The organism is Syntrophus aciditrophicus SB (assembly GCF_000013405.1).
GTDB lineage: Bacteria > Desulfobacterota > Syntrophia > Syntrophales > Syntrophaceae > Syntrophus > Syntrophus aciditrophicus.
In genome coordinates, this window is sequence record NC_007759.1 from 420855 (window position 1) to 442980 (window position 22126).

Consider the following 22126-nt stretch of genomic DNA (forward strand, 5'->3'; position numbering starts at 1 on the left):
CGCGGGCTGCCTTTTTTATGATGTTCCTTGTTGTTTTCGATCTGATGATCGGTTCGGTTCTGGATGTGGGATTGCGCCGCTATTTCGGTATGGATGGGAAAGTGGATGTTCTGTGCGTCGGGCACAGCCGCACCGTTCTGGGAATTGACGCCGAAATGCTTTCACGGGAAACCGGCTTGAGGGTTGCCAAGTACGCCGTCAACGGTGCGAATATCGCGGACCGTGATGCCATGATCCGCCAGTTTCTTACCGATCATCCCGAGGTCCGGCTGATCATATATGATGTGGAAGCTTCCACCTTCTCGGATGACGGCCTGAGTTCAAATTCTTACCGTCTGTTTTTCCCCTTTCTGGATAACCCGGAAATGGGCGCTTACCTGAAAAAGCAAGGGCTTGCCAGTTCGGATTTTTGGCTGAAAAAAATTGTCAGGACGGCCAGATATGATGAAACGACCTTTTCCCTGGCCATGCGGGGCCTGCTGGGCATGAACCGAAACCTGAAACACGGGCGGTTTGATGAGGCCAGAGCCAGACGATGGATCGAACAGGGAAAGAACCGCTCCGTGAAGATCGATTCCAAAAGCTACAAGGCCTTCCTGGCCACGGTGGATTTTGTGCATTCTCGTGGGGTTACCATGCTGCTCGTGGATATGCCCACGGTGGACCTGCTGAATCAGGCTGAACGGCCGGCAAGTGAAGCGGTGAGGGCCATGTTCGGAAAGTTTGAAGAACAATATACAAACCTGGATTATTACGACTTGAGCACCGCTTACGAGAGCGACTATGGGATCTTTTATGACATGATTCATCTGAATGCCGGGGGGCAGAAGATAGTTACGAGTGTCCTTACTCAAGAAGTGAAAAAAAGAATTCTGAAAATTCAGGCATAAATGTCTGATTCATTAAAAAATACGACAATTCGCAATATAGGCTACACCTCAATTACTAAGGTCATACAAATTGTTACCAGTGCGATCGCAAACATTATTCTTACCAGGACTCTGCTTCCAAACGATTACGGTATTGTCGGTTTTGCCGTTATTTTCATATCTTTTCTTGCTCAGTTTGGTGATCTTGGTATCGGTAGTGCTATTATCCAAAAAAAGGATCTTAACGATGACGAGCTCTATACAGCCTTTACTATTAAAATATTACTTAGTTTAGTACTTTTTCTTTTCGCTTTTATATTTGCTCCTCTAACAATTCGCTTTTTTGACAATCAGGCAATAGTTCCCGTAATACGTGTTCTCGCATTTACCTTTGTATTGAATACCTTCTCTTTTCTACCCAATGTTCTTCTAACCCGCGATTTGAACTATAAAAAAATATCCTGTGCCAATATTGTTTCAGCGATAATCAATTCCAGCGTGGCAGTCGTTTTAGCATTGACGGGTTTTAAGTATTGGAGTCTTGTTATTGCTGGGATATGTATGACTCTTAGTCTTTCTGTCTTGGTTAATATCTTCCGCCCGGTTCGATACAGGTTTGCATACAATTCTGATGCCGCGAGGAACTTTCTGAAATATGGTGGGAATCTCTTTCTGGCAGGCTTCAGTGTCTTTCTAATCTTCAATGCAGATAATTTTATTATTGGTTCCGTGAAAGGCGCAACCAACCTCGGGTATTACAGCGTGGCTTTTACTTGGGGAACCATGGTTTGTAGCATGATAGGATCTATGGTACTGAATGTACTTTTCCCTACATTTTCTAAGATTCAGGGTAATAGGGACCGGCTTAAGAGAGCTTATCTAAGGATACTCCAGTATGTCAGCTTTGGCGGATTACTGATAAATATGACTCTGTTTGTTGCTTCGAGGGATTTCCTGCTGATTGTGTTGGGGCACAATACAGATAAATGGATGCCGGCATTGTCAGCATTACGCATCCTTTGTTTCTATGGGATAGCGAGACTTCTTCTTGAACCGGTTGGATCGGTCATGATGGCTCTCGGTCGGACAGATATTTTGAAGAAAGCTAACTTTCTGGCAGCAGCCATTGAGTTAGGTGGGCTATATCCTGTACTTTATTTTTATGGCATAGAAGGAGTGGCCGTTCTTGTTACGTGTGCTTATATTTCTCAGTATCTTTTGTATTACCTGACATTGAGGGGGGAATTACAAATCGGTTTTAAGGAACTATGTACATGTGTAAACCCGGCACTCATGGCCGTTGTTCCTTTAGTTATATTATTTTTTGCCGGTGAAGCAAAACACAGCGACTCCATACCCATCTTTATAGTCAAATTGATTGGGTGCACTTGCATGTATTTGATCACATATGGCCTGATAACAAAGTGGTCTCTTTATAAAGACATGAGACGCCAACTACTTAATCTGGATATTAGGTGAACAGGAATGGAACAATGCACATCCTATATACGTTTTTTTTACCATAATGTTTAATATTATGATGGACTCAATAATCGTCATAGTCGTAACCTACAACTGTGATCATGACTTACATGAACGCATGCATGCCGTGTAGAAGGCAGGCATTGATCTTCTGATTGTAGACAATGGTTCAGAAACTACAGGTACAGGTATTGTCGAACAATACACACAGGTAAACGGGATTGGCTCAATCTTAAACTTTGCTAACATGGGGATTGCATATGCCCTGAATCAAGGAGTGTCTTTCTCCAGAGAGCACGGTTTTCGGTGGATCTTAACACTTGATACCGTAGCGAGGCATAATGTTACTGCATTAATGAGTCCTATTGGAGATAGCGATAGTCTTGCTGGGAATATCATTCGGTTAATTGAGGACGTTGAATTAATGATGAAAATAGCGCAAAATGGTTATAATTGTATCAAAAATTTTACATGGGAAAGAGCGTATAACAAATTAAAGACTTTAATCCAAACTATCCAGTTAAACAAATGATTATTCGTTTCCACCAATGATCCCTTTGTATGTTCCAAAGCCAAATACAGACATGTATCCCAAAGTTACCCTTTTTGTTTATACATATAACCACGAAAGATTCATTCAGCAGGCCATCGAAGGGGCATTTGCACAAGATTATCCAAATCTTGAGATTATTTTATCAGATGATTGTTCCGCGGACAGTACGTTTGACATCATGCAACGGATGGCAGAGAGATATTCCGGACCATACAAAATCGTCCTCAATCGAAACGAGCATAATCTTGGTATAACAAATCATTTAAACAAGATAATGACAATTGGTCATGGTGATTGGTTTGTTCTATGTGCCGGTGATGATGTTTCAACCCATGACAGAGTATCCAGGATAATGAAAGCTGTTTCACAATGTCAAACGATCCTAGCAGTCAACACTGCCTACAACACCATTGATGAAGATGGCAGAATCACAGGTTATTGTGGGTTCAAAAAAGATAACCTTGTAGCCTTGGGGGCTACGGGTGCATGGAGACGAACTCTCTTCGATTATTTTGGTCCCATTACCCATCAAACTGTAGGAGAAGATGAAGTGATCCCAGTAAGGGCAATTCTTTTAGGGAAGCTGTTGTTCATGAACTACCCTACGATCCTCTACAGACATCATACCCACAGTATTTCTAGCCCAACGGAAGTGACTCACATCTCTGCCATTCAGCATATGAAATCATTGCATCTTTCACGGATCGCCTCTCTTTCTCAGCGTCTGGATGATTTGGAAATGGCATACCGCAGGAAAATCATAACAAATAATAATTATGAGTATTTACATCTAATTTATAAAAAAGAGATCGTGTCCTTGGAAAAGCTAATAAATGAAAAAACTATAATAGAAAAAATATATCAATCGTCGGTGTATGAAAGATTTAAGTATCTGAGGGGAATACGTTTGGGCAAAAGTGTCCCGGCTGTAAAAAGGTTGAAAACATTTCTCCTGTCCTTCAAGACTATATATATACTGAACCATAAAATAAAACGGTCGCGTATTTTATCCGAATTTATAGCAGACGATATCGTCATTGACATGGATTACTTCGTCAACAAAGAACATGGCCTCATGATGTGGCGATAATAAACTATGCTTCTCCCCCCCCCCAAAGTCAGCATTGTTGTTCCTGTATATAATGTCGAAAAGTATCTCCGGCGATGTTTGAATAGTCTAATTGTGCAAACATATGATGATCTTGAAATTATTATTGTTAACGATTGTTCCCCCGATGATTCGGAGCGGATAATTCAAGAGTATCAGATGCAAGATCCTCGTATTCGTTATCTGAAAAATGATGTCAATCTTGGATTGGGAAAGAGTCGGGACTGCGGTATAAGCGCTGCCACAGGTAAGTATATCATGTTTGTTGACAGTGATGATTTCATTCATCACACGACAATAGAACATTGTGTTGAATGGATGGAGAAATATGATAGTGATATCGTTGAATTCAAATTTGTCTACTATAGAGAGGGTGATGTAATCGATCTTGATAGACAGAAACCTGAATATAAAATTGAGTATATAGCGGTGGACAATAGGGAAACTGATTTAACCTGTATTAACGAAAAAATCGATGGTGTTTGTTGGAATAAACTATTAAAAACTGAGCTAATCAAGAAACTTGGACTGAAGTTTTATGCAAGATTCTATGAAGATAGCCCGTTCACAAGGGCATATGTAATGAACATCAAGCGAGCAGTAATTGTATCTTTGCCGCTATATTATTATTCTATAAACCCCTCTTCAATAACACATACAACAGATGTCCATAAGGTAATTGCCGCTGTCGATTGTTCTTGCAAAGCACTAGATTCCTTTTTTAAGTTTAATGCGCCCCTTCCGATCCGAGAAAAGTATCTCAACTCCGCACGAAAATCGATCCTGAAATTACTTCTAACTATACCTACGGATCAAAGAATCAAGGTTTGCTCTTACATCGAGCGAAAAAATGAGATGCTAAGCGGTAAAATGCATTCAATAAATCTACTTGTTTTAAATAACCACAAGTGTCTCTTTATTGGTCTATGCTTCTTTATATTGGGACCGAAATTTTGGTTTAAAAAGTCGATTCTATGGGACCAAAATCCATTATTTCGCAGAACATACGAGCATTTCCGCCGAAGATTAATAGAAAAAATAGAAAAGTTATTTCACTCTGATAATCTTTGTTGATTGGATGGGAAATCTTGCTCTCTATTTTCTGACGTTGCCAAAGGGTTGATTCACTTCCAGATCATAAAAAAGAGGGATAAGAATTGTATTCCTTGAGTGAAATGTGGATTTCTTTCAGATGAGTGAATTTGATCTGAAAATTGCCAGAAAAAATGAAAGTTGCAAGTATTATAAACACGTTAACGTAATTTTGGCGTTTATTTAAACCATCAAAATCAGGCTCCGTTTGCGGAGTTGTGCAAAGGTTTTAGAAGATTTCAATGAAAGTGTTGGTTGTTGATAATAGCAGATGGTGGGGTGGGGCAGAAAAAAATCTTCAAACTCTTGTTGATAACAGAAGTAATGCCATTGAATTTAATGTACTGTCTGATTATCCAATGAGTCATAATATTACTTATAGAGATTTTTGTGGTGTCCGATACCGATTTGACAACTCATATTTTATTAGGTATCTGGATAACAAATATCAAATCAAAGGAATGAGAATATTTCGATTGATTTATAAGTCTTTATATTTAATTCCATCTCTTGTAAGGTATAATCCGGATATAGTCCATTTTAATTTATATAGAAGTTCTGATATATTAGATATCATTGTCTGTAAAATCTTAAGAAAGAAAGTGGTATTACATATTCGCTCATTGGCAAATCGAATAAAAATAGCCCCCTTGACAATCAAATTGGCAGACGCAGTGATATGTGTTTCTAAATCAGTCAAACAAGGATTTTCTTTTACTGGCAATAAATATCATGTCATTTATAATGGTATTGACTCAAAGTATTATCATCTTGTTCCCCAAGATCAAGCAAGAGAAAAACTTGGAATCAACTTAACAAGCTTTGTCATCGGGTCGATTGGCAATCTTGAACGTGAGAAAGGTCACGATGTTGCTGTGAAAGCACTGAAAAAAATTATTGATGATGGAAATGTTGTAGTAGCACTAATTATTGTAGGGAAAGATTCAACAATTAATGAGTCGGAAACAAAAAGAATATTAACATTGAGCAAAGATTTAGGTGTTCAAGGCCATATTAAAATATTTTCAATATCTCACAAGGATATTCACTATGTATATAGTGCCTGTGATATTGTGTTGACACTTTGTATCGATGGGGAAGCTTTTGGTATGATTCCTTTAGAAGCAGCAATGCACAATCGTCCCGTTATCGCTACGAATGTAGGTGCATGCAGAGAGACAATCATCCATAACCAAACAGGGCTTTTATGTGAACCTAATTCACCAGTTGCTTTGGTTCAGGCTATTGACACTATTATGAAAGATAAAAAATATTGTGATCAACTTACCGAAAGCGCCAGGAATCGTGTTTTACATAAGTATTCAGCCGATGCATACCGTGATTCAGTATATAAAATTTACATAACGATTACGAAGGAAAATAAGAGAAAACTTTAACTATGGTAAATCATGGGTTAACAATGTATAAGTTGTGCTTTAGATTATTCTCGCATACTATTGACATAAATTTGCCTTTGTTTTTTTCTGTTTTTCTAATTTTCCTGTTTCTTGTTTCCCCCGCATGGCCTGCCAATTGGTATGTGAGTAATGACGGTGCTGGCATAAGAAATGGCACAAGTATTAATAATTCCTGGCCAAAGACTGCTATACAATGGAACCGGATGAGGGCGGGAGATACCTTGTATATCGTGGGGGTATTGCATGGATTGTTTACTTTTAATGTACAAGCGAATGGAACAATTAATACTTATTTCACGATAGCTGGTTATGACTCAACGTCAGGCATAGTTAAGGGGTATGAATATCCTTATAAAGCATGGACTGGTCCAGATATTTATGGAACATATAGAATTTCATATAATAACGTTTGTCATGGATTATACGAATGGATAACTGCTTTTGGGCCATTAAATTACAAAAAACTAAACGATGCAGGAAAAGTTCCCGATCGAACATGGGTTGAAGGAAGCTATTACTACGACAAGATGAACAAAATTCTCTACTGGAAACCGTATGGAGGAACAATAACAAATAAAACAGCTACGGTTTATCATTCATCTGCAGTATATCTTGATGGCAGGAGTTGGGTAAAAGTAACAAACCTCAAAACAGTAGGAACAGAATGGTGTATTGGTAGTACAGCACCCTCAAACCACATTTGGTTGGATCATCTTACAATAGAAAATACGATGAAAAGATGTTCTTACAATGCCGCAATACAGGTTGGTCTCGCAAAAACTTTACCTGGAACCGACAACGTAAGAATTAGTTACTGCACCATATCCGATGGTGATAACGGCATTTACACTTTCAGCCAGTCAACATCAACGAATAACGACAACATTAAAATAGATCACAACACGATTACAAATATGTATGGTAATGCAGATGCCCATTGTATCGGTTTTCAGGGTGGGAGCAATAACATAATAGAGTATAATGACTTATCCTACTGTAACACGGGAATTACCATGTTTTCGTTTGCGCGACAGCAAGCGAATAAAAACATTATCCGATATAACCATGTTTACAAAATGGAAGGGAATAGAGCCCCCGATCCAGGAAACAAAGGTTGGAATAGAGGCTATGGAATTGGATGGGAGGGTAATGTAACGGATCCATCTTTGCGAACTGAAAATTGGGTGTACTATAACATTGTTCATGACTGCTCTGGAAATATTCCGTTCGGGATCAATTCAAAAGCCGTGAAGGGTTCTCTTAATTACACTTTGAACAATGTAGTGAGAAACTGCAATCCGAGTTACAGAATATCCGGTAATGGATCAGGCATCGGAGTGGGTGGTGTTTATCAAAATAACATCAGTCTTGAACCAGGCGGAGCTTACTCGTGGCACTGGCAGGATGGGGCGTTTCATAACGGTGATTATTCCGGAATAACCGTTAATCATAACCTGTATTATCCAGATGGGAACAGATTCCGTTTAGGAAACAGGGATTATAATTTTGCAGGTTGGAAAAATCAATTAAGAGCAAAAAATGTAAGAGGGGCAGACTTAAAAAGTAATCTGTCCGATCCTTTATTTATTAATAGCAGCGGTTCATATTTCAAGGCCACCGACTTTCAGATAAAATCCGCCTCCCCCACCATCGACAACGGAGACAATTCTGCGTGGTCGGGAAAGCCGGGGATCTTTGACTTTACTGGTTCGACCGGCATAACAGATAGTTCGGGAACAATCATCGCACCCGGCGGTGTTGTTGATATCGGAGCTTATGAGGGAGCCATACCCGAATCAAAGCTGCCAAGACCACCAATTAATCTTAAAGTAATTAATGAGTGACAGCCTAATCTTCACATCGAAAGCAATAGTACGGGTAACCGTATGAATAAACATCATCTTTATTAATAAACTCGTTTCATCTGGAGACTTAAGAACATGCCGAATGACAAGTTACGTATTAGCTCACATTATCTTGGTGATTCGGGTAAAAAATACTTTGAAGATGGTTTTAAGAAGGAGAGTGAACCGGGACGACTATTCCAATCAAGATATTTCCAACCATACTGCGACAGGGATATAGATTTGCTCGATTTTGGCTGTGCCGATGGGTTCATCCTTAGGTCTCTGCCGGCCAGACGAAGAATAGGAATCGAAGTCAACCCCGCTGCCCGTCAACGTTGTGAGGAGTTGTGTCTCAAGGAAAACACGTCTATTGAACTCCACGATACTCTAACCTGTGTCGAAAATGAAGCGGTGGATACCATCATTTCAAACCATTGCCTTGAGCATGTTCCCAACCCCATGGAGAACCTTGAACACATGAAGCGATGCTTGAGACCGCGAGGTTACTTGGTTTTGGTAGTACCTTTTGATGATTGGAGAAATGCACAACACCGGGTTTGGCAACCAAATAATAAAGACCATCACCTCTATACCTGGTCCCCAATGAATTTGGGAAACATGGTGTCCGAGGCAGGGTTCCAGATCGTTTCCGTATCCCTTTGCTCCCAGGCATGGAGTCCGAAAATCATCTGGATTCAGAGAAAAATGGGCGATTTCTTCTTCAAAATTGCCTGCCGTGTACTTAGTATTATCAAGAACCGGCGTGAAGTCTTACTTGTGGCCAGGAAGCCTTGCGTACAGAGCTGTCATTATTAGCACCATCAATTAGAGAAGTTTTATGGATCTCGTTTCAATTATAATTCCAGCTTACAACGCTGAAGCAACTCTTAAGCGTTGTTTAGACAGTGTATTTTTTCAGACATATCGTGAACATCAAGTTATCGTCATCAACGATGGCTCAACTGATAACACCAGGGGCATTGCCTCTGAATACAAGGATGCCATTGAGTACATTGAACAGGATAATCAAGGGCCAGGGCGGTCAAGAAATGTCGGGTTAGGTCGTGCGAAAGGCAGCTTCATTGCTTTTTTGGATGCTGACGACTACTGGTTGCCAGCATTTTTGTCTAAGTGTTTAATTTTTATGAAAGAAAACCACGATGCTGCTGCGGTTACAACGGGGCAGTATATCAAACTGTGGGGTCATTCTGATATCATTCGTCCCCCAATTCTTAACGAGCCCAGCTGCCGAAAAGTCCCTTTTATTATTGATAATTTTTTTTCTTTTTGGGCTGCCCAGAATCACGTGGTCACTGGTGCAAGTCTAATAAGACGAAATGTCATTGAAAGAGCTGGCTATCAAAGGACCGATTTCCGTGTGTGTGAAGATCTTGAGTACTGGGGATATCTGGCAACGTTTGGCAAATGGGGATTCATACCCGAAGTCCTGTGGATCGGGGACCCGACACCGGCAGTGGCATCCCAGGGGTGGTTGAAAAAGCACTTGCGGCGGTGGGCGAACCTGCCGACCCTCGACCAGTGGGAGAAGCGGATCCTGCCGAGGCTCAGCACGGAAGACTTGCCTGGCTTCCACAGGGTAAAGGGCCGGGTGGCTGCAAGCCTCGTTCATCAGAATATCCTTGCCGGAAATGACAGGGAAGCGAAGCGCATTCTAAACCAATTGGGTAATAATGTTCCGGAGAGCCGCATTATGAAATTATTACAGACCGGCATCAAGGGGGGAGCTGTGGGATGGTATCTTGTTTGTCAAATGATCCGGTTGCGCGAAAGACTGAAATCAAATGCAGTCGCTATTTCCAGCCGGCACATCTCAAGATAATAAGGACACTTCAAGGTCATCATTTTTTTAGGATTCGGAGTAAATCATCAATAATATCTCCATAACTGATACTCGACTTTTGGAAAAGAGCACCGATCTATCATCTGATTCTTTGCCGGAACGCCGGGTAGCGCGCAAAGCTGTTCAGACGGTCGCCTGGGTCATCTGGATCGCCCACTTTGCTTTCATTGCCCGTCAGAAGATCTTTGTCAGGGGACGTCTGGATTTTGATACGGTCGATACCTATGCCGCAGTCGATGTGCTCGTTGTGTTTTTCCTGGCGCTTGTCCTTCTTTTCAGCCGCAAGATTTCTCAATTCCTTTCAATCGCTTTCAAGTCATCGCTTTTCTGGCTGCTGGCTTACTACATGGTCTGTGCCCTGAGCGCTATCTGGTCGTTACGCCCCCTCTATTCACTCTATCGTTCCGTCGAATGTGTAATATTTATATCATCCCTGTTTGTTGCGCTGTCATACTGCTCCTCATTCGAAAAAGCAGAGCGGAAAGTGCTGTTCCTTTCTCTTCTATCGGTTTTCGTGCAGATGGGGATTCATATGAGAAGCGGACTCGTCTTTTCACTTGGGGCATGGCACACAAATGCCTATTCCGCATCAGCAGCCGTGCTTTTTGCCTACTGTGCCGGCGAATATCTGGCCCTGGGAAAAAAGAAACTGCTGGAAACAGGGGAGCGGCTTCGACGAAAGATGTTGTTCCGTTACGGTCTGTTGTCTTTTCTGCTTCTAATTCTTGGCACCAGCTCGGCAAGCAACGTGGCGGTACTGTTTGGGATTATCGTCATCCTCTTCGCGCAGCGGCGAATTGGGCTGATGATGTTTATCATGTATGCTTCAATCCTTCTCTTTTTTCTTGGTGGAGGGATGGAACCACTGAAGGATTTTTTATTTCCCGGGAAAACGAATCAAGGGATAGAAACGCTTGGCGGTCGGACGATTGCTTGGACTTATTATGCTGAAAGAATAGCGAATAGTCCGATCTGGGGGTATGGGCTTGGGGTCGTACCCTCCGGTAAAGGGACGGTATTTGAGGCTTATTCAAAAGGTGGAGTGGGGGCTGCATATTCTCATAATTTTGTACTTTCAATCTTGATCGGGACGGGGGTTCTGGGACTTTTTGTTTTTATTATCTTCCCGTTAAAGCTGGTGCGAGAAATGATGCGGTCTCTGAGAAGAAAGATCCAAGGTGCGACAGGAGTGCTGGGGGCGATGGCGGCAGGTTTTGTAAACAGCCTTGCTATGCCGATGATCGCCGACCGGTGGGTTACGGCAAGTTTTGCCTTTTTCTCGATACTGGCATTGTTTATCCTTCACGTATATCCTCACAGTTCTCGATCTTCCAAACAATCTTTGGCTGAATTCTCAAAACAGACCTAAATTATTATGCATCTCAACAAAAACTCTCACTTTGAACCACCGACTGGGTAAACACTCTTGCATATTGCGTATATCGGCAGATCTTTTCTGGATTATAGGGTGCCAGTATTCGATGTGCTCAATCGAATGACGAATGGGGAGCTCCACGTCATTTATGGGAAGGAAGTTACTCCTTGTCGAGTTCAGAAAAAAATTTCCGCAGTTCTTGGGTCTCAGGGGATCGGGCTTGAGGGTGAAAAGAGAATAGGGCCAAAAGTGTTGAGCGGGTATGCGAATGAAACATTGCGAATTGTTTATCAGCCGGGTGCACTGTCAGCGCTGAAAAGGATAAAGCCTGATGTAGTCGTTGGGGATGGTTTCTTTCAATGGACAGCTTTCGCGTTAGCTTACAGGATTCTGTATGGCATCCCTCTTGTGGTTTGTTATGAGCGGACTGCATACACGGAAAGAAAAGCTCAATGGTATCGAAGTGTATATCGAAACTTAGTGCTTAAATTTGTTGGGGCGATGTCCTGCAACGGAAAGCTGTCGAAAGAATACGCTCAATCGCTCGGGATGGATAGCAGAAGAATAACTACGGGGCACATGGTAGCTGATACAGATAACTTAAAGCAGCGGACAGCTGAGATCAGCAATGCACAATGCCAGGATTTGCGGGCATCCTGGGGAGCACCGAAGATGGTGTTTCTTTCAGTAGGTCGCTTGGTTGCACTAAAGGGATTCAGCCACCTGCTGGAAGGATGGTCAAAATTTTCGGGAGCTTACGACGGGACAAGTGCTCTTGTAATTGTAGGTTCAGGCCCTGAGTATGCCGCGCTTCATGAACTGATCAAACGTATGACACTGAAATCCGTACATTTGGTTGGTGATGTGGATTACGATCAGATTGCAACCTATTACGCTTCTGCAGATATCTTCGTCATGCCGACCTTGGAGGATAATTGGAGCCTTGTGGTGCCCGAAGCCATGGCGTGCGGTTTGCCGGTTATCTGCTCAATTTACAATGGGTGTTGGCCGGAGCTGGTGCAGGAGGGCCGTAACGGATGGGTTTTCGATCCTCTGCAGCGGGACAGCATCGTTCGAACTTTGACAAAGGCCCTGAGCAGTGTGGACGACTTGCCACGGATGGGCTCCGAATCACGTTCAATTGTCGCGAATCATACACCTGAACATGCCGCCAAGGCCATATGGGATGCATGCAAAATTGCACTGGGAACAAAGCACTTGTAAGGTGAAGCCTGCCGGCGCCATGTATACGAATTGGTTGGAAAAGCGACTCTACCAGGGAGTCTTTTATAAGATAAACCTGTTCAACAAGGGAATATCTGAGGAAATGCTTGCGACCTATTACGGAAGGGATCTTTTAACTCAGAATCAAATAGCAGAAATCCAAAATGAAAAGCTAAGAGAATTCTTGAAGTATTGTAATGACAACTCTCCCTATTACCACAAACAGATTCAAGAACATTCCGTGAATCTGAGAGCCGAAGACATGTTTGCGGAACTTCGAAAGATTCCATCCATAAGTAAAATGGAAATTACCCGGAATTTGGAAAGCATCTTTTCTAGAGAATATGTGGGAAGAAAAGGTTTGATTGCAAAGTTTACGGGAGGATCGACGGGGACTCCGTTGGAAATCTGGGGGAATCATGACGATTATCGCGAAAATAATGTAATCATAGCCAGGCAGAGACGATGGGTAAACTGGGTGGGAGGAATGAAAACGATGACTTTGTTTGGCGGATCTGTCGATCTACCAAGCAGTCTTCGGCGCATTACGAAAAGGGTTCTCATCAACGATACCATATTGAACATAATGGACCGGTCGAATACCGATTTTTCGTCAATTGTAGCCGTTATTCGAAAGAAGACCCCTCACGCTTTAATAGCATATTTCAGCATACTCAAAGAATTGTCTCAGGTTTGTGAATGTGAAAAGCGGCCATTATCGGGTATCAACGTTGCCATTGCCTGTGCGGAACCGATAGAGGAACGTGCACGACGACATGCTGAACAATGGCTTAATGCACCGATCTACTTTCAGTATGGCACCAGAGAAACCGGAACCTTCGCACAGGAATGCAGAGCGCAGAATGGTTATCATTATGCACAGGATATAATCTTTTGCGAGGTTCTTGACGATGACGACAATCCTTGTGAGTTCGGTAATCTGGTGATTACGTGGTTCGCAAACAAGGTCGTGCCACTCGTTCGTTACAAAATCGGTGATTCCGCTTCCATCGTGACTGAAGCCTGTGCATGTGGGTTGCCCTACCACAGGATCGATAGAATAGAAGGGCGCATGGCTTCCATGATCATAACGCCTGACAATCGCAGGATCACATCTCTTATATTCCCACACTTGTTGAAAGATTATGACTGGATCATTGAATATCAGGCTGAACAAACTGCGAAAGACCACATTGTCATAAGAATAAGAACCAATAGGAAAAGCAGTATTTCGGATGCGTTAGAAGACATCAAAAAGAAATTCAATGAACTGCTTGGTAGAGACATATGTTTGGAATTCAAGATAAATGAAGATTTCCTCAAAGTTCCCACTGGAAAGCACCTATACTTTGTATCCCATCTGAATTCGATTCCGGGATGCACAGAGTAATGACTGCCGTCCCTGAAAATCAAAAAATCAAGATCTGACCCTGAAATTTCATGTCCTCCTTCATGAAAATCCTTTTCGTTCATAACGACTATGCCAAGCCAAGCGGTGAAGAGCATGCGGTTCAGAACATTGCCGGCCTTCTGACGTCTCACGGTCATCAGATTTCCTGGCTGAGAACCAGCTCCGACGTCATTGGGGATTCTGCATCTCAAAAGATAAAGGCTTTCTTTTCGGGAATTTACAGCACAGATTCCCGAAGGCGAATGGAAAGTCTTCTGGACCAGGGGAAATATGATCTCGTTCAGGTACAGAACCTCTATCCGTTTCTTTCACCTTCTGTCCTTGCACCTTGCCGGACCCGTGGGATTCCCATAGTCATGCGCTGTCCAAATTATCGGTTGTTCTGTCCCAATGGATTGCACTTATCGCACGGCCAGGTGTGCGAGCGCTGCGTGGGCGGCCGGGAATGGCAATGCATTCTTCGAAACTGCCTTGACGGCCGATTGAAAAGTGCCGGTTACGCGGTTCGGAATGCGTTTGCAAGAATGACCAGGATGATTCTCGACAATGTCACGATATTCGTTGTCCTTTCGGAGTTTCAGAAACGGCGCTTCATGGATGCGGGTATTCCGGCTGAACGAATTGAAATCCTGCCGAATATTGCGCCGAAAATGGATGGGAATGTCGACGAAAATGATGAGAGTGACGCCATTTCTTTTGTTGGAAGAGTGAGCCCCGAGAAAGGCATTCTGGAGTTTCTCGATGCCGCCCGCAAGCTTCCCCGGAATCGGTTCGTTGTTGCCGGCAGTACGGATGCCATGCCGGAAGTCACAAGACTGGCTCCCGCCAATGTTGAATTTACTGGGTTTTTGCGGGGGAAGGATCTGGATGACATATTCTACAGGAGCAGGCTGCTTGTTTTCCCCAGTCTCTGGTTTGAAGGGTTCCCGAATGTGGTGGCCCAGGCGATGGCCTGCGGCAAACCCGTGGTCGCCATGAAAATCGGGGCTCTGGCGGAGATCGTGGAAGATGGGAAGACAGGTCTGCTGTGTGATCTGGAAGACAGGGATGAACTGGCTCAGAAGATCGATTTTCTGTGGAACAGGCCGGATCTTTGCCGGGAAATGGGAAAGGCCGGTCGAGAGAAAGCCCTGGCTGAGTATTCCGAAGAAAAGTTCTATTCCCGCCTGATGAAAATTTACGAGAAAGCCCTGAAGCGCTGATGGCACAAACCGGCACCCAGAGCTTGTTCGGCTATCGCATCAGCAACCGCGGCCTGAGTGGGGATATCGAGTTTGCCTCTCAAGCCCTTCTGGGAAGATCGCGGCCTTTCGTCGTAGCCTGTGCAAATCCTCATTCGCTGGTTGTGGCTTCGCGGGATTCGGAATTCCGGGATGCGCTGCAGGATGCGGATCTGTTGCTGCCCGATGGTTCCGGCATGATTCTGGCCGCGAGCATTCTGAAATTGCCCCTGCGGCAGAAAGTGGCGGGTTTCGATTTTTTTTACAATTTCTGCAACGCCGCCGCCGGCCAGAGCGGGCAAATCCGATTTTTTTTCCTCGGGGCATCGCCGTTTGTCCTGGAGCGTATCGTCTCCAGACTGAATACTGAGTTTCCTTCCATTTTCGTTTCCGGCACCTATTCACCTCCTTTCAAAGACTTGTTTACGGCACAGGACAATGCAGCCATGATCGAGGCCATCAACCGATCCGAAGCGGATGTCCTGTGGGTGGGCATGACCGCGCCCAAGCAGGAAAAGTGGATCCGGCAGAATAGAGACCGTTTGAATGTGCGGCTTGCCTGTGCTGTCGGGGCGGTTTTTGACTTTTATGCAGGCACGAAAAAGAGGTCGTCTCCTTTCTGGCTGAAACTCGGTCTTGAATGGCTGCCCCGCTTGCTGAAAGAACCGGTAAGGCTCTGGGAAAGGAATTTTAAATCGACTCCTGTCTTTCTCTCCTGGGTCGCAAGAGAAAAAATCCGCCAGATCGGGCGGAAAAACCCGGATTGAAAGCTTCAATCCGAGAAAGCATCTCATGCCAATGAATGAAATTCTGACTTTCCTGAAAAGCGTCAAGCCGGCAAGCTGGCTGAAAGGAATTCTCTATAGCCTTCTCATCGTCCTGATCTACCGGTCCAGTCTCCAGTGGCTGATCCTTCGCGACTGGCCGAGGGAAGACTATTCTTACGCCTGCCTCATCCCCCTGGTTGTCCTCTATCTGCTTTGGGAAAAGAGAAGCGAGCTGATATCAACGCCTTCAACGCCATCCTGGATGGGGCTGTTCCCTCTGGGCGTGGGATTGGTCCTGTTCTGGCTGGGCGAACTGGGGGGCGAGTTTTTTGCCCAGTATATTTCCCTGTGGCTTGTGATCGTCGGCGTGTGCTGGATGCATCTGGGCTGGCGGAAGCTGAAGACCGTCGGTTTTGCCTTCATCATGATGCTGGCCATGTTTCCGTTCCCCTATTTCATCAACGCGAAGATCTCCCTGACCCTGAAGCTCCTTTCCTCCCAGCTTGGCGTCTGGATGCTGCAACTTTACGGGATGTCGGCCTATCGGGAAGGGAACGTCATCGATCTCGGCTTTACGCAGTTGCAGGTCGTCGATGCCTGCAGCGGCCTGCGCTATCTTTTCCCGCTGATGATCCTGAGCCTCATCGTGGCTTACTGGTTCAAGGGCCGTTTCTGGAAAAAGGCGGTTCTTTTCCTCTCGTCCATTCCCATCGCCATTGTTGTGAACAGCTTCCGGATTGCCCTGACGGGGGTGCTGTACAGTTTCTGGGGGCCTGCCGTGGCGGAGGGATTCTTTCATGGATTTTCGGGCTGGCTGATTTTTCTGTTCACCACGGCAATCCTGCTGGCAGAAATGTGGGTGTTGAAGAAGATCGGGAAAGGGATGGAGAAGGACGAGGAATCCATACGATCAGAGGTTGGCCAGGCGGCGGATAATGCGGCAGGGGCCTCGGTTGGCTGGAGCCGCTCTTTCCTTCAGCCCCAGTTTATCGCCGTGGGAGTGGTTCTGGGGTTGACGCTGGGCTTGTCGCAGGGCGTGGAATTCCGGGAAAAGATACCCATCAAGCAGTCTCTCGATCAATTTCCTCTTCAGGTGGGCGAATGGAGCGGCACCCGGGAAACCATGGAACAGCAGTTTATCGATGAACTGGATTTCAGTGACTATGTCATGGTTACCTACCGGGATCGACAGAACCAGACGGTTCACTTTTACACCGCCTATTATGAAAATCAGCAGAAGGGGGAATCCATCCATTCACCCGAAAGCTGTCTGCCCGGGAGCGGATGGAAATTCAGCCGGGCGGAGGAGATCGCCCTGGCGGCTGGAAACGGCGCTTCCCTGCGGGTCAATCGAGTTGTCATGGAAAAGGAAGGAGAACGGCAGTTGGCCTATTACTGGTTCGCCCAGCGGGGCCGCGTGCTGACCAAGCTCTATCAGTTGAAGCTTTATAACTTCTGGGATGCCCTGACACGGCAGCGGACCGATGGCGCGCTGATCCGGGTGATCACACCCATTGCGGGCTCGGAAAAGCCGGAAGACGCGGACACGCGGCTTCGAGGTTTCCTGAATGAGGCCATTCCTCTGCTTCCCGAATTCATCCCCAATTGATCGATGTCCTTTTAACCCCACCTCATGCCCATCCTTTTTGCCTTCATTCTGTCCCTGATCGTCACGATCGTGCTCATCCCGGTCCTGATTTCGGGGGCAAAGCGGACTTCCGCCTACGACCTGCCCGGCGAGCGGAAGGTCCATACGCATCCCGTGCCCCGCATCGGGGGGGTGGCCATGGCCGTGGGCGCGTTTGTCCCCATCCTCCTGTATGGCAATCAGGAAGCGGCTGCCTGGCCTTTTCTGGCCGGAGCGGCCGTACTTGTGGCTTTCGGGCTGATCGACGACCTGATCGGAATGCACTGGAAAATCAAGTTCGCCGGGCAGATTATCGCCGCCCTGGTTGTGGTTCTCTATGGGGGGCTCCGGATCACCCACCTGGGATCCCTCCAGCCGGATTCCCTGGTCCTGACGGAATGGATCGGCGCTTTTCTGGCCGTGTTCGCCATCGTGGGGGTGACCAACGCGATCAACCTGGCCGACGGGCTCGATGGCCTGGCGGGCGGGCTCACTCTCCTGATGCTGCTGTGCATCGGCTTTCTCGCCTGGAAGGGTCAGGATCTGTTTATCGTTCTGGCCTGCGCGGCGCTCTCCGGGGCCATCTTCGGGTTCCTGCGGTACAATACCTATCCGGCCACCATTTTCATGGGGGACACGGGCAGCCAGCTCCTTGGATTCTCGGCAGTCTGCCTGTCTCTTGCCCTGACCCAGGGGAATAAGGCCCTGAGCCCCATCCTGCCGCTCCTCATTATCGGCGGTCCCATCCTGGATACCGTGACCGTCATGGTCTCGCGCATTGCGGAGGGGCGGTCTCCCTTCTCGGCGGACAAGGGGCACTTCCACCATCGGCTCATGGGGCTGGGCTTCTATCACACCGAGGCGGTTTTTGTCCTTTATGTCGTTCAGTCCCTGCTGGTGCTGGCAGCCTACCGGTTCCGGTTTTATTCGGAATGGCTTCTTCTCGGGGGCTACCTGGCCTTTTCCGCTCTTTTCCTGATCGTCCTGCACCGGGCTGAAGCCTCGGGCTGGAACGTCCGACAGTTTACCGGCATCGACCGGGTCAAGAGGCGCCTGCGGCAGCTGCGGGAAGGGGGGATTTTTATTCGGCTCGTCTTCGAGCCCCTGAGGATTACAATCATTTGCCTGCTGGTTCTGCTGGCTTTCCTCTCCCGGGAAATCCCCGGCTATTTCGCCCTCTTCACGGCGGCTGGGGCTGCGGTGCTCACGGGAAGCTGGTTCTTTTTCCGAAAACAGACCCCATGGATCCTGACCACGCTGCTGTACCTCTCTATCCCCTTTCTGCTCTACTTTGCCGAAACCAGTCCGGTTCCCTGGATGCAGGGGACCCTGCACTATCTTTATGAACTTTCCTTTCTGCTCGTGGCCGCTCTGGGCTTCCTGACACTGCGTCTGACCCGTCGCCGCCAGGGCTTCAGGACGAACACCATGGATTATCTGCTCCTCTTCATTACGCTGGTGCTGGTCTTTCTGCCGGAGCTGCGGAAGGCGTTCGGGCTGTTGGGGGTAAAAACGATCCTGCTGTTCTTTACCCTGGAAATTATTCTGGGCGAAATCCGGAGGCAATTTGGCAAGCTGACCCTGCTGACCGTTTTCGTCCTGAGCGTTGTCGCACTTCGAGGAATTTAACCGGGAGGTAGAAAAAGACATGAGAAAACTGTTTTCCCTGGGAATGGCTTTCCTGATCCTGGCCAGTCTGGCTGTTGCCTGCAGCGGACCGGAGGAGAAAAAAATGAAGTTCTTCAACAAGGGAAAGTCGCTCTACGAAAAAGGCGAGTTCGTCAAGGCGGGGCTGGAATTCCGCAACGCCATCCAGATCGATCCCAAATATGCCGACGCCCATTACATGCTGGGGATGGTGGAACTGCGGAAAGGCAATCTGAAGAACGCCTACGGGTCTTTCTCCAAGGCGGTGGAGCTGAACCCGAACCTGACGGACGCCCACATCCAGCTTGGAAATCTGTATCTGGCAGCCCGCCAGCCGGACAAGGCGCTGAAAAAGGCGGAAACGGTCCTGCAGTTGTCGCCCGGCAACGAGGATGCCCTGCTTCTCAAGGCGGCGGCCCTGATTGCCTTGAAGGACAGCGCCGATGCGCTGGCGATTCTGCGGGACATGCGTCAGCGGGGCGTGAAACGTCCGGAACTCTTTCTTCTGCTGGCTTCCTCTCATCTTCAGAACAACAGCATCAAAGAAGCCCAGGATGCCCTGAATACAGGGATTGCGGACAATCCCAAGGCTGTCATCCTCTATCTGACCCTGGCGGACCTGTACACGCGGGATAAGAAGATCGACGAGGCGGCGGCGACCCTCCAGAAGGTTATCGCCCTGGAGCCGAAAAACAGCCGCTACCGGCTGACCCTGGCGGGCCTTTACTGGCATGTCGGCCAAAACGACAAGGCGGTGGCGACTCTCCAGGAGGTTGTGGCAGCCGAACCCGCCAATGAAGAAGGGCGTCTGCAGGTCGGGGGATTCTACATCGCCCGCGGCCGCTTTGCCGACGCGGAGCGTGAACTGAAAGCGGGCATCCAGGCGATCCCCAAAAGCTTCAAACTGCGTTTTGCCCTGAGCGATCTTTACCTCAACACCGGAATGCCGGACCGGGCCATATCCCTTCTGAACGAGTGCCTCGCCCTGGAGAAAGATGCCGGCAACCCGCAGATTCTGCAGACGAAAAACGCCCTGGCCCGGATTCATCTGGCCCGGCAGGAAGTAAAGGAGGCGTCCCGGTATGTGGATGAAGTGATCAAGGAAAACAGCAAGGACGTGGACGCCCATTTCACGAAAGGCAACATTGCCCTGCTCAAGCGGGATGGGGCCGGCGCCGTTGCCGAGTTCCGCACCGTAACCAGTGAGAGGCCCCAGCTCATCCCCGGGCATATCCGCCTGGCGGAGGCCCACATGCTGAATAAGGAATACAACCTCGCTTCGGATACCCTGGAGAAGGCCCTGAAGGCGAATCCCCGGTCGGCGCCGCTCCTCTCGGCTCCTCTGGTGCAGGTTTACATGAAGCAGAAGAAATATGAATCCGCCCTGGCCCTGCTGGAAGAACGGATTCAGCAGAATCCGGGCGACGCCTTCGCGCTCAACCTGAGAGGGCAGGTCTACAACGCGCAGGGCGACGAGCTCAAGGCGGCGGAGTCCTATCGGCAGGCAATGGCGGTGTACGAGAAAGTCCTGCAGAAGCAGCCGGAGAATTGGGTTGCAGCCAACGATCTGGCATTTCTGCTCAGCGAATACGGCAGCAAACCCGGCGATCTGGACCGGGCGCTGGCCCTGGCCCGGAAGGCCTACGGGCGGAACGCGGAAAATCCCGCGGTGCTCGATACCCTCGGCTGGATTTATTACAAAAAGGGCGACTACCGCCAGGCCGAAGCACTGATCGTCAAGGCCATCAACAAGGCGCCTGAAAGTGTCATGCTCAATTATCACCTGGGGATGATCCAGCTCAAAACGGGTCAGGCCGAGCAGGGAAAGCAGAGGCTGAACTTTGCGGTACGCAGCGGCGATGGGTTTGCCGGCCGGCCGGATGCCCTCAAGGCATTGGGAATGCAGTGATAAATATCAAACAATTTCTTGATATATTGGACATATCGGAAGAAATGAGCTATAAATTCCAAATGTATATTGAAGGGGGACATCACATGAAGCACAGATACTTACCGCTTTTCTTGACTGTTCTGTTGATCTGCATTTTTGCATTGGCGGCTGGGCCGCTTTGGGCAGCCGGGCCGAAGGAAGCTCCTGCGGCAGCCGGAAAGGCCAAACCTGAGTCTCTGGGGCCGACTGGGGATTATGTCATCGGGCCGGGGGATGTTCTGGACATCGCGGTCTGGAAGGACGAAGCCCTGACGAAATCCGTCGTGGTCCGTCCCGACGGGAAAATCTCCTTTCCGCTGGTCGGTGAAATAGCGGCAGGGGGAATGACCACCGCCGAATTGAAGAAAGAGCTGGAGACACGGCTTGCCCGTTACGTTCCCGATGTGGATCTTTTCGTCAACGTTGCCCAGATCAACAGCATGATCGTATACGTCATCGGCAAGGTCAACAGCCCCGGGCGCCTGGTCTTGAATGCCCCCATCAATGTCCTGCAGGTTCTGGCCACCGCCGGCGGAATGAATACCTATGCCAAGCGGAACAGCATCCGAATTTTCCGGCAGGAAGGGCTTAAAACCCGCATTTTTTACTTTAATTATGATGATGTGTCCGAAGGCAAAAACGTGGAGAAGAATATCCTGCTTCAGCGGGGCGATGTGATTGTCATTCCTTAGCAA

At 47.1% G+C, this 22126-nt stretch carries 17 protein-coding genes; all 17 read left to right on the top strand.

The features are described from left to right. The first annotated feature begins 17 nt into the window (after positions 1-17). The 17 genes from SYN_RS01990 to SYN_RS02075 all read left to right on the top strand — a co-directional run bounded on the left by SYN_RS01990 (position 18) and on the right by SYN_RS02075 (position 22123). Positions 18-890, top strand: a complete 873-nt coding sequence (locus SYN_RS01990; protein ID WP_148202452.1) for a hypothetical protein — start codon at positions 18-20, stop codon at positions 888-890. Continuing rightward, positions 891-2348, top strand: coding sequence for a lipopolysaccharide biosynthesis protein (locus SYN_RS01995; RefSeq protein WP_011416332.1), 1458 nt, complete (start codon positions 891-893; stop codon positions 2346-2348). A 551-nt stretch (positions 2349-2899) separates the two neighbouring features. Continuing rightward, positions 2900-3994: a glycosyltransferase gene (locus SYN_RS02005; RefSeq protein ID WP_011416333.1), complete on the top strand. Its 1095-nt coding sequence runs from the start codon at positions 2900-2902 to the stop codon at positions 3992-3994. A 6-nt stretch (positions 3995-4000) separates the two neighbouring features. Beyond that, the gene (locus tag SYN_RS14950) at positions 4001-5086 is read left to right on the top strand and encodes a glycosyltransferase family 2 protein (RefSeq protein ID WP_011416334.1); all 1086 of its coding nucleotides are present in this window, start codon (positions 4001-4003) and stop codon (positions 5084-5086) included. Positions 5087-5346: 260 nt separating this feature from the next. After that, on the top strand, positions 5347-6501 hold the full coding sequence (locus SYN_RS02015; protein WP_011416335.1) for a glycosyltransferase family 4 protein: 1155 nt from the start codon (positions 5347-5349) through the stop codon (positions 6499-6501). Positions 6502-6743: 242 nt separating this feature from the next. Then, positions 6744-8366 (top strand): hypothetical protein, encoded by a 1623-nt coding sequence (locus SYN_RS02020; protein WP_148202453.1) that lies wholly within the window; start codon positions 6744-6746, stop codon positions 8364-8366. Positions 8367-8462: 96 nt separating this feature from the next. Next, positions 8463-9185 carry a class I SAM-dependent methyltransferase gene (locus SYN_RS02025; RefSeq protein WP_011416337.1) on the top strand — a complete coding sequence of 241 codons (723 nt, stop codon included), beginning with the start codon at positions 8463-8465 and terminating at the stop codon, positions 9183-9185. Positions 9186-9207: 22 nt separating this feature from the next. Further along, positions 9208-10209: a glycosyltransferase family 2 protein gene (locus SYN_RS14955; protein ID WP_011416338.1), complete on the top strand. Its 1002-nt coding sequence runs from the start codon at positions 9208-9210 to the stop codon at positions 10207-10209. A gap of 79 nt (positions 10210-10288) precedes the next feature. After that, on the top strand, positions 10289-11599 hold the full coding sequence (locus SYN_RS02035; RefSeq protein ID WP_011416339.1) for an O-antigen ligase family protein: 1311 nt from the start codon (positions 10289-10291) through the stop codon (positions 11597-11599). Between the two features lie 99 nt (positions 11600-11698). After that, a complete protein-coding gene (locus SYN_RS02040; RefSeq protein ID WP_148202454.1) occupies positions 11699-12829 on the top strand; it encodes a glycosyltransferase family 4 protein in 1131 nt (376 codons plus the stop codon). A gap of 19 nt (positions 12830-12848) precedes the next feature. Beyond that, positions 12849-14219, top strand: a complete 1371-nt coding sequence (locus SYN_RS02045; RefSeq protein WP_148202455.1) for a phenylacetate--CoA ligase family protein — start codon at positions 12849-12851, stop codon at positions 14217-14219. 62 nt (positions 14220-14281) lie between these two features. Continuing rightward, positions 14282-15442 (top strand): glycosyltransferase family 4 protein, encoded by a 1161-nt coding sequence (locus SYN_RS02050; protein ID WP_158302891.1) that lies wholly within the window; start codon positions 14282-14284, stop codon positions 15440-15442. Then, the gene (locus SYN_RS02055) at positions 15442-16227 is read left to right on the top strand and encodes a WecB/TagA/CpsF family glycosyltransferase (protein ID WP_011416343.1); all 786 of its coding nucleotides are present in this window, start codon (positions 15442-15444) and stop codon (positions 16225-16227) included. Before SYN_RS02050 ends, SYN_RS02055 begins: the two co-directional genes overlap by 1 nt. Positions 16228-16252: 25 nt before the next feature. After that, entirely contained in the window at positions 16253-17836 is a 1584-nt protein-coding gene (gene xrtD, locus SYN_RS02060) for a VPLPA-CTERM-specific exosortase XrtD (protein WP_011416344.1), read from the top strand. 24 nt (positions 17837-17860) lie between these two features. Next, the gene (locus SYN_RS02065) at positions 17861-19483 is read left to right on the top strand and encodes a glycosyltransferase family 4 protein (protein ID WP_011416345.1); all 1623 of its coding nucleotides are present in this window, start codon (positions 17861-17863) and stop codon (positions 19481-19483) included. Between the two features lie 19 nt (positions 19484-19502). After that, entirely contained in the window at positions 19503-21410 is a 1908-nt protein-coding gene (locus SYN_RS02070) for a tetratricopeptide repeat protein (RefSeq protein WP_049749870.1), read from the top strand. Between the two features lie 86 nt (positions 21411-21496). Further along, entirely contained in the window at positions 21497-22123 is a 627-nt protein-coding gene (locus SYN_RS02075; RefSeq protein ID WP_148202456.1) for a polysaccharide biosynthesis/export family protein, read from the top strand. Positions 22124-22126: the final 3 nt, after the last annotated feature.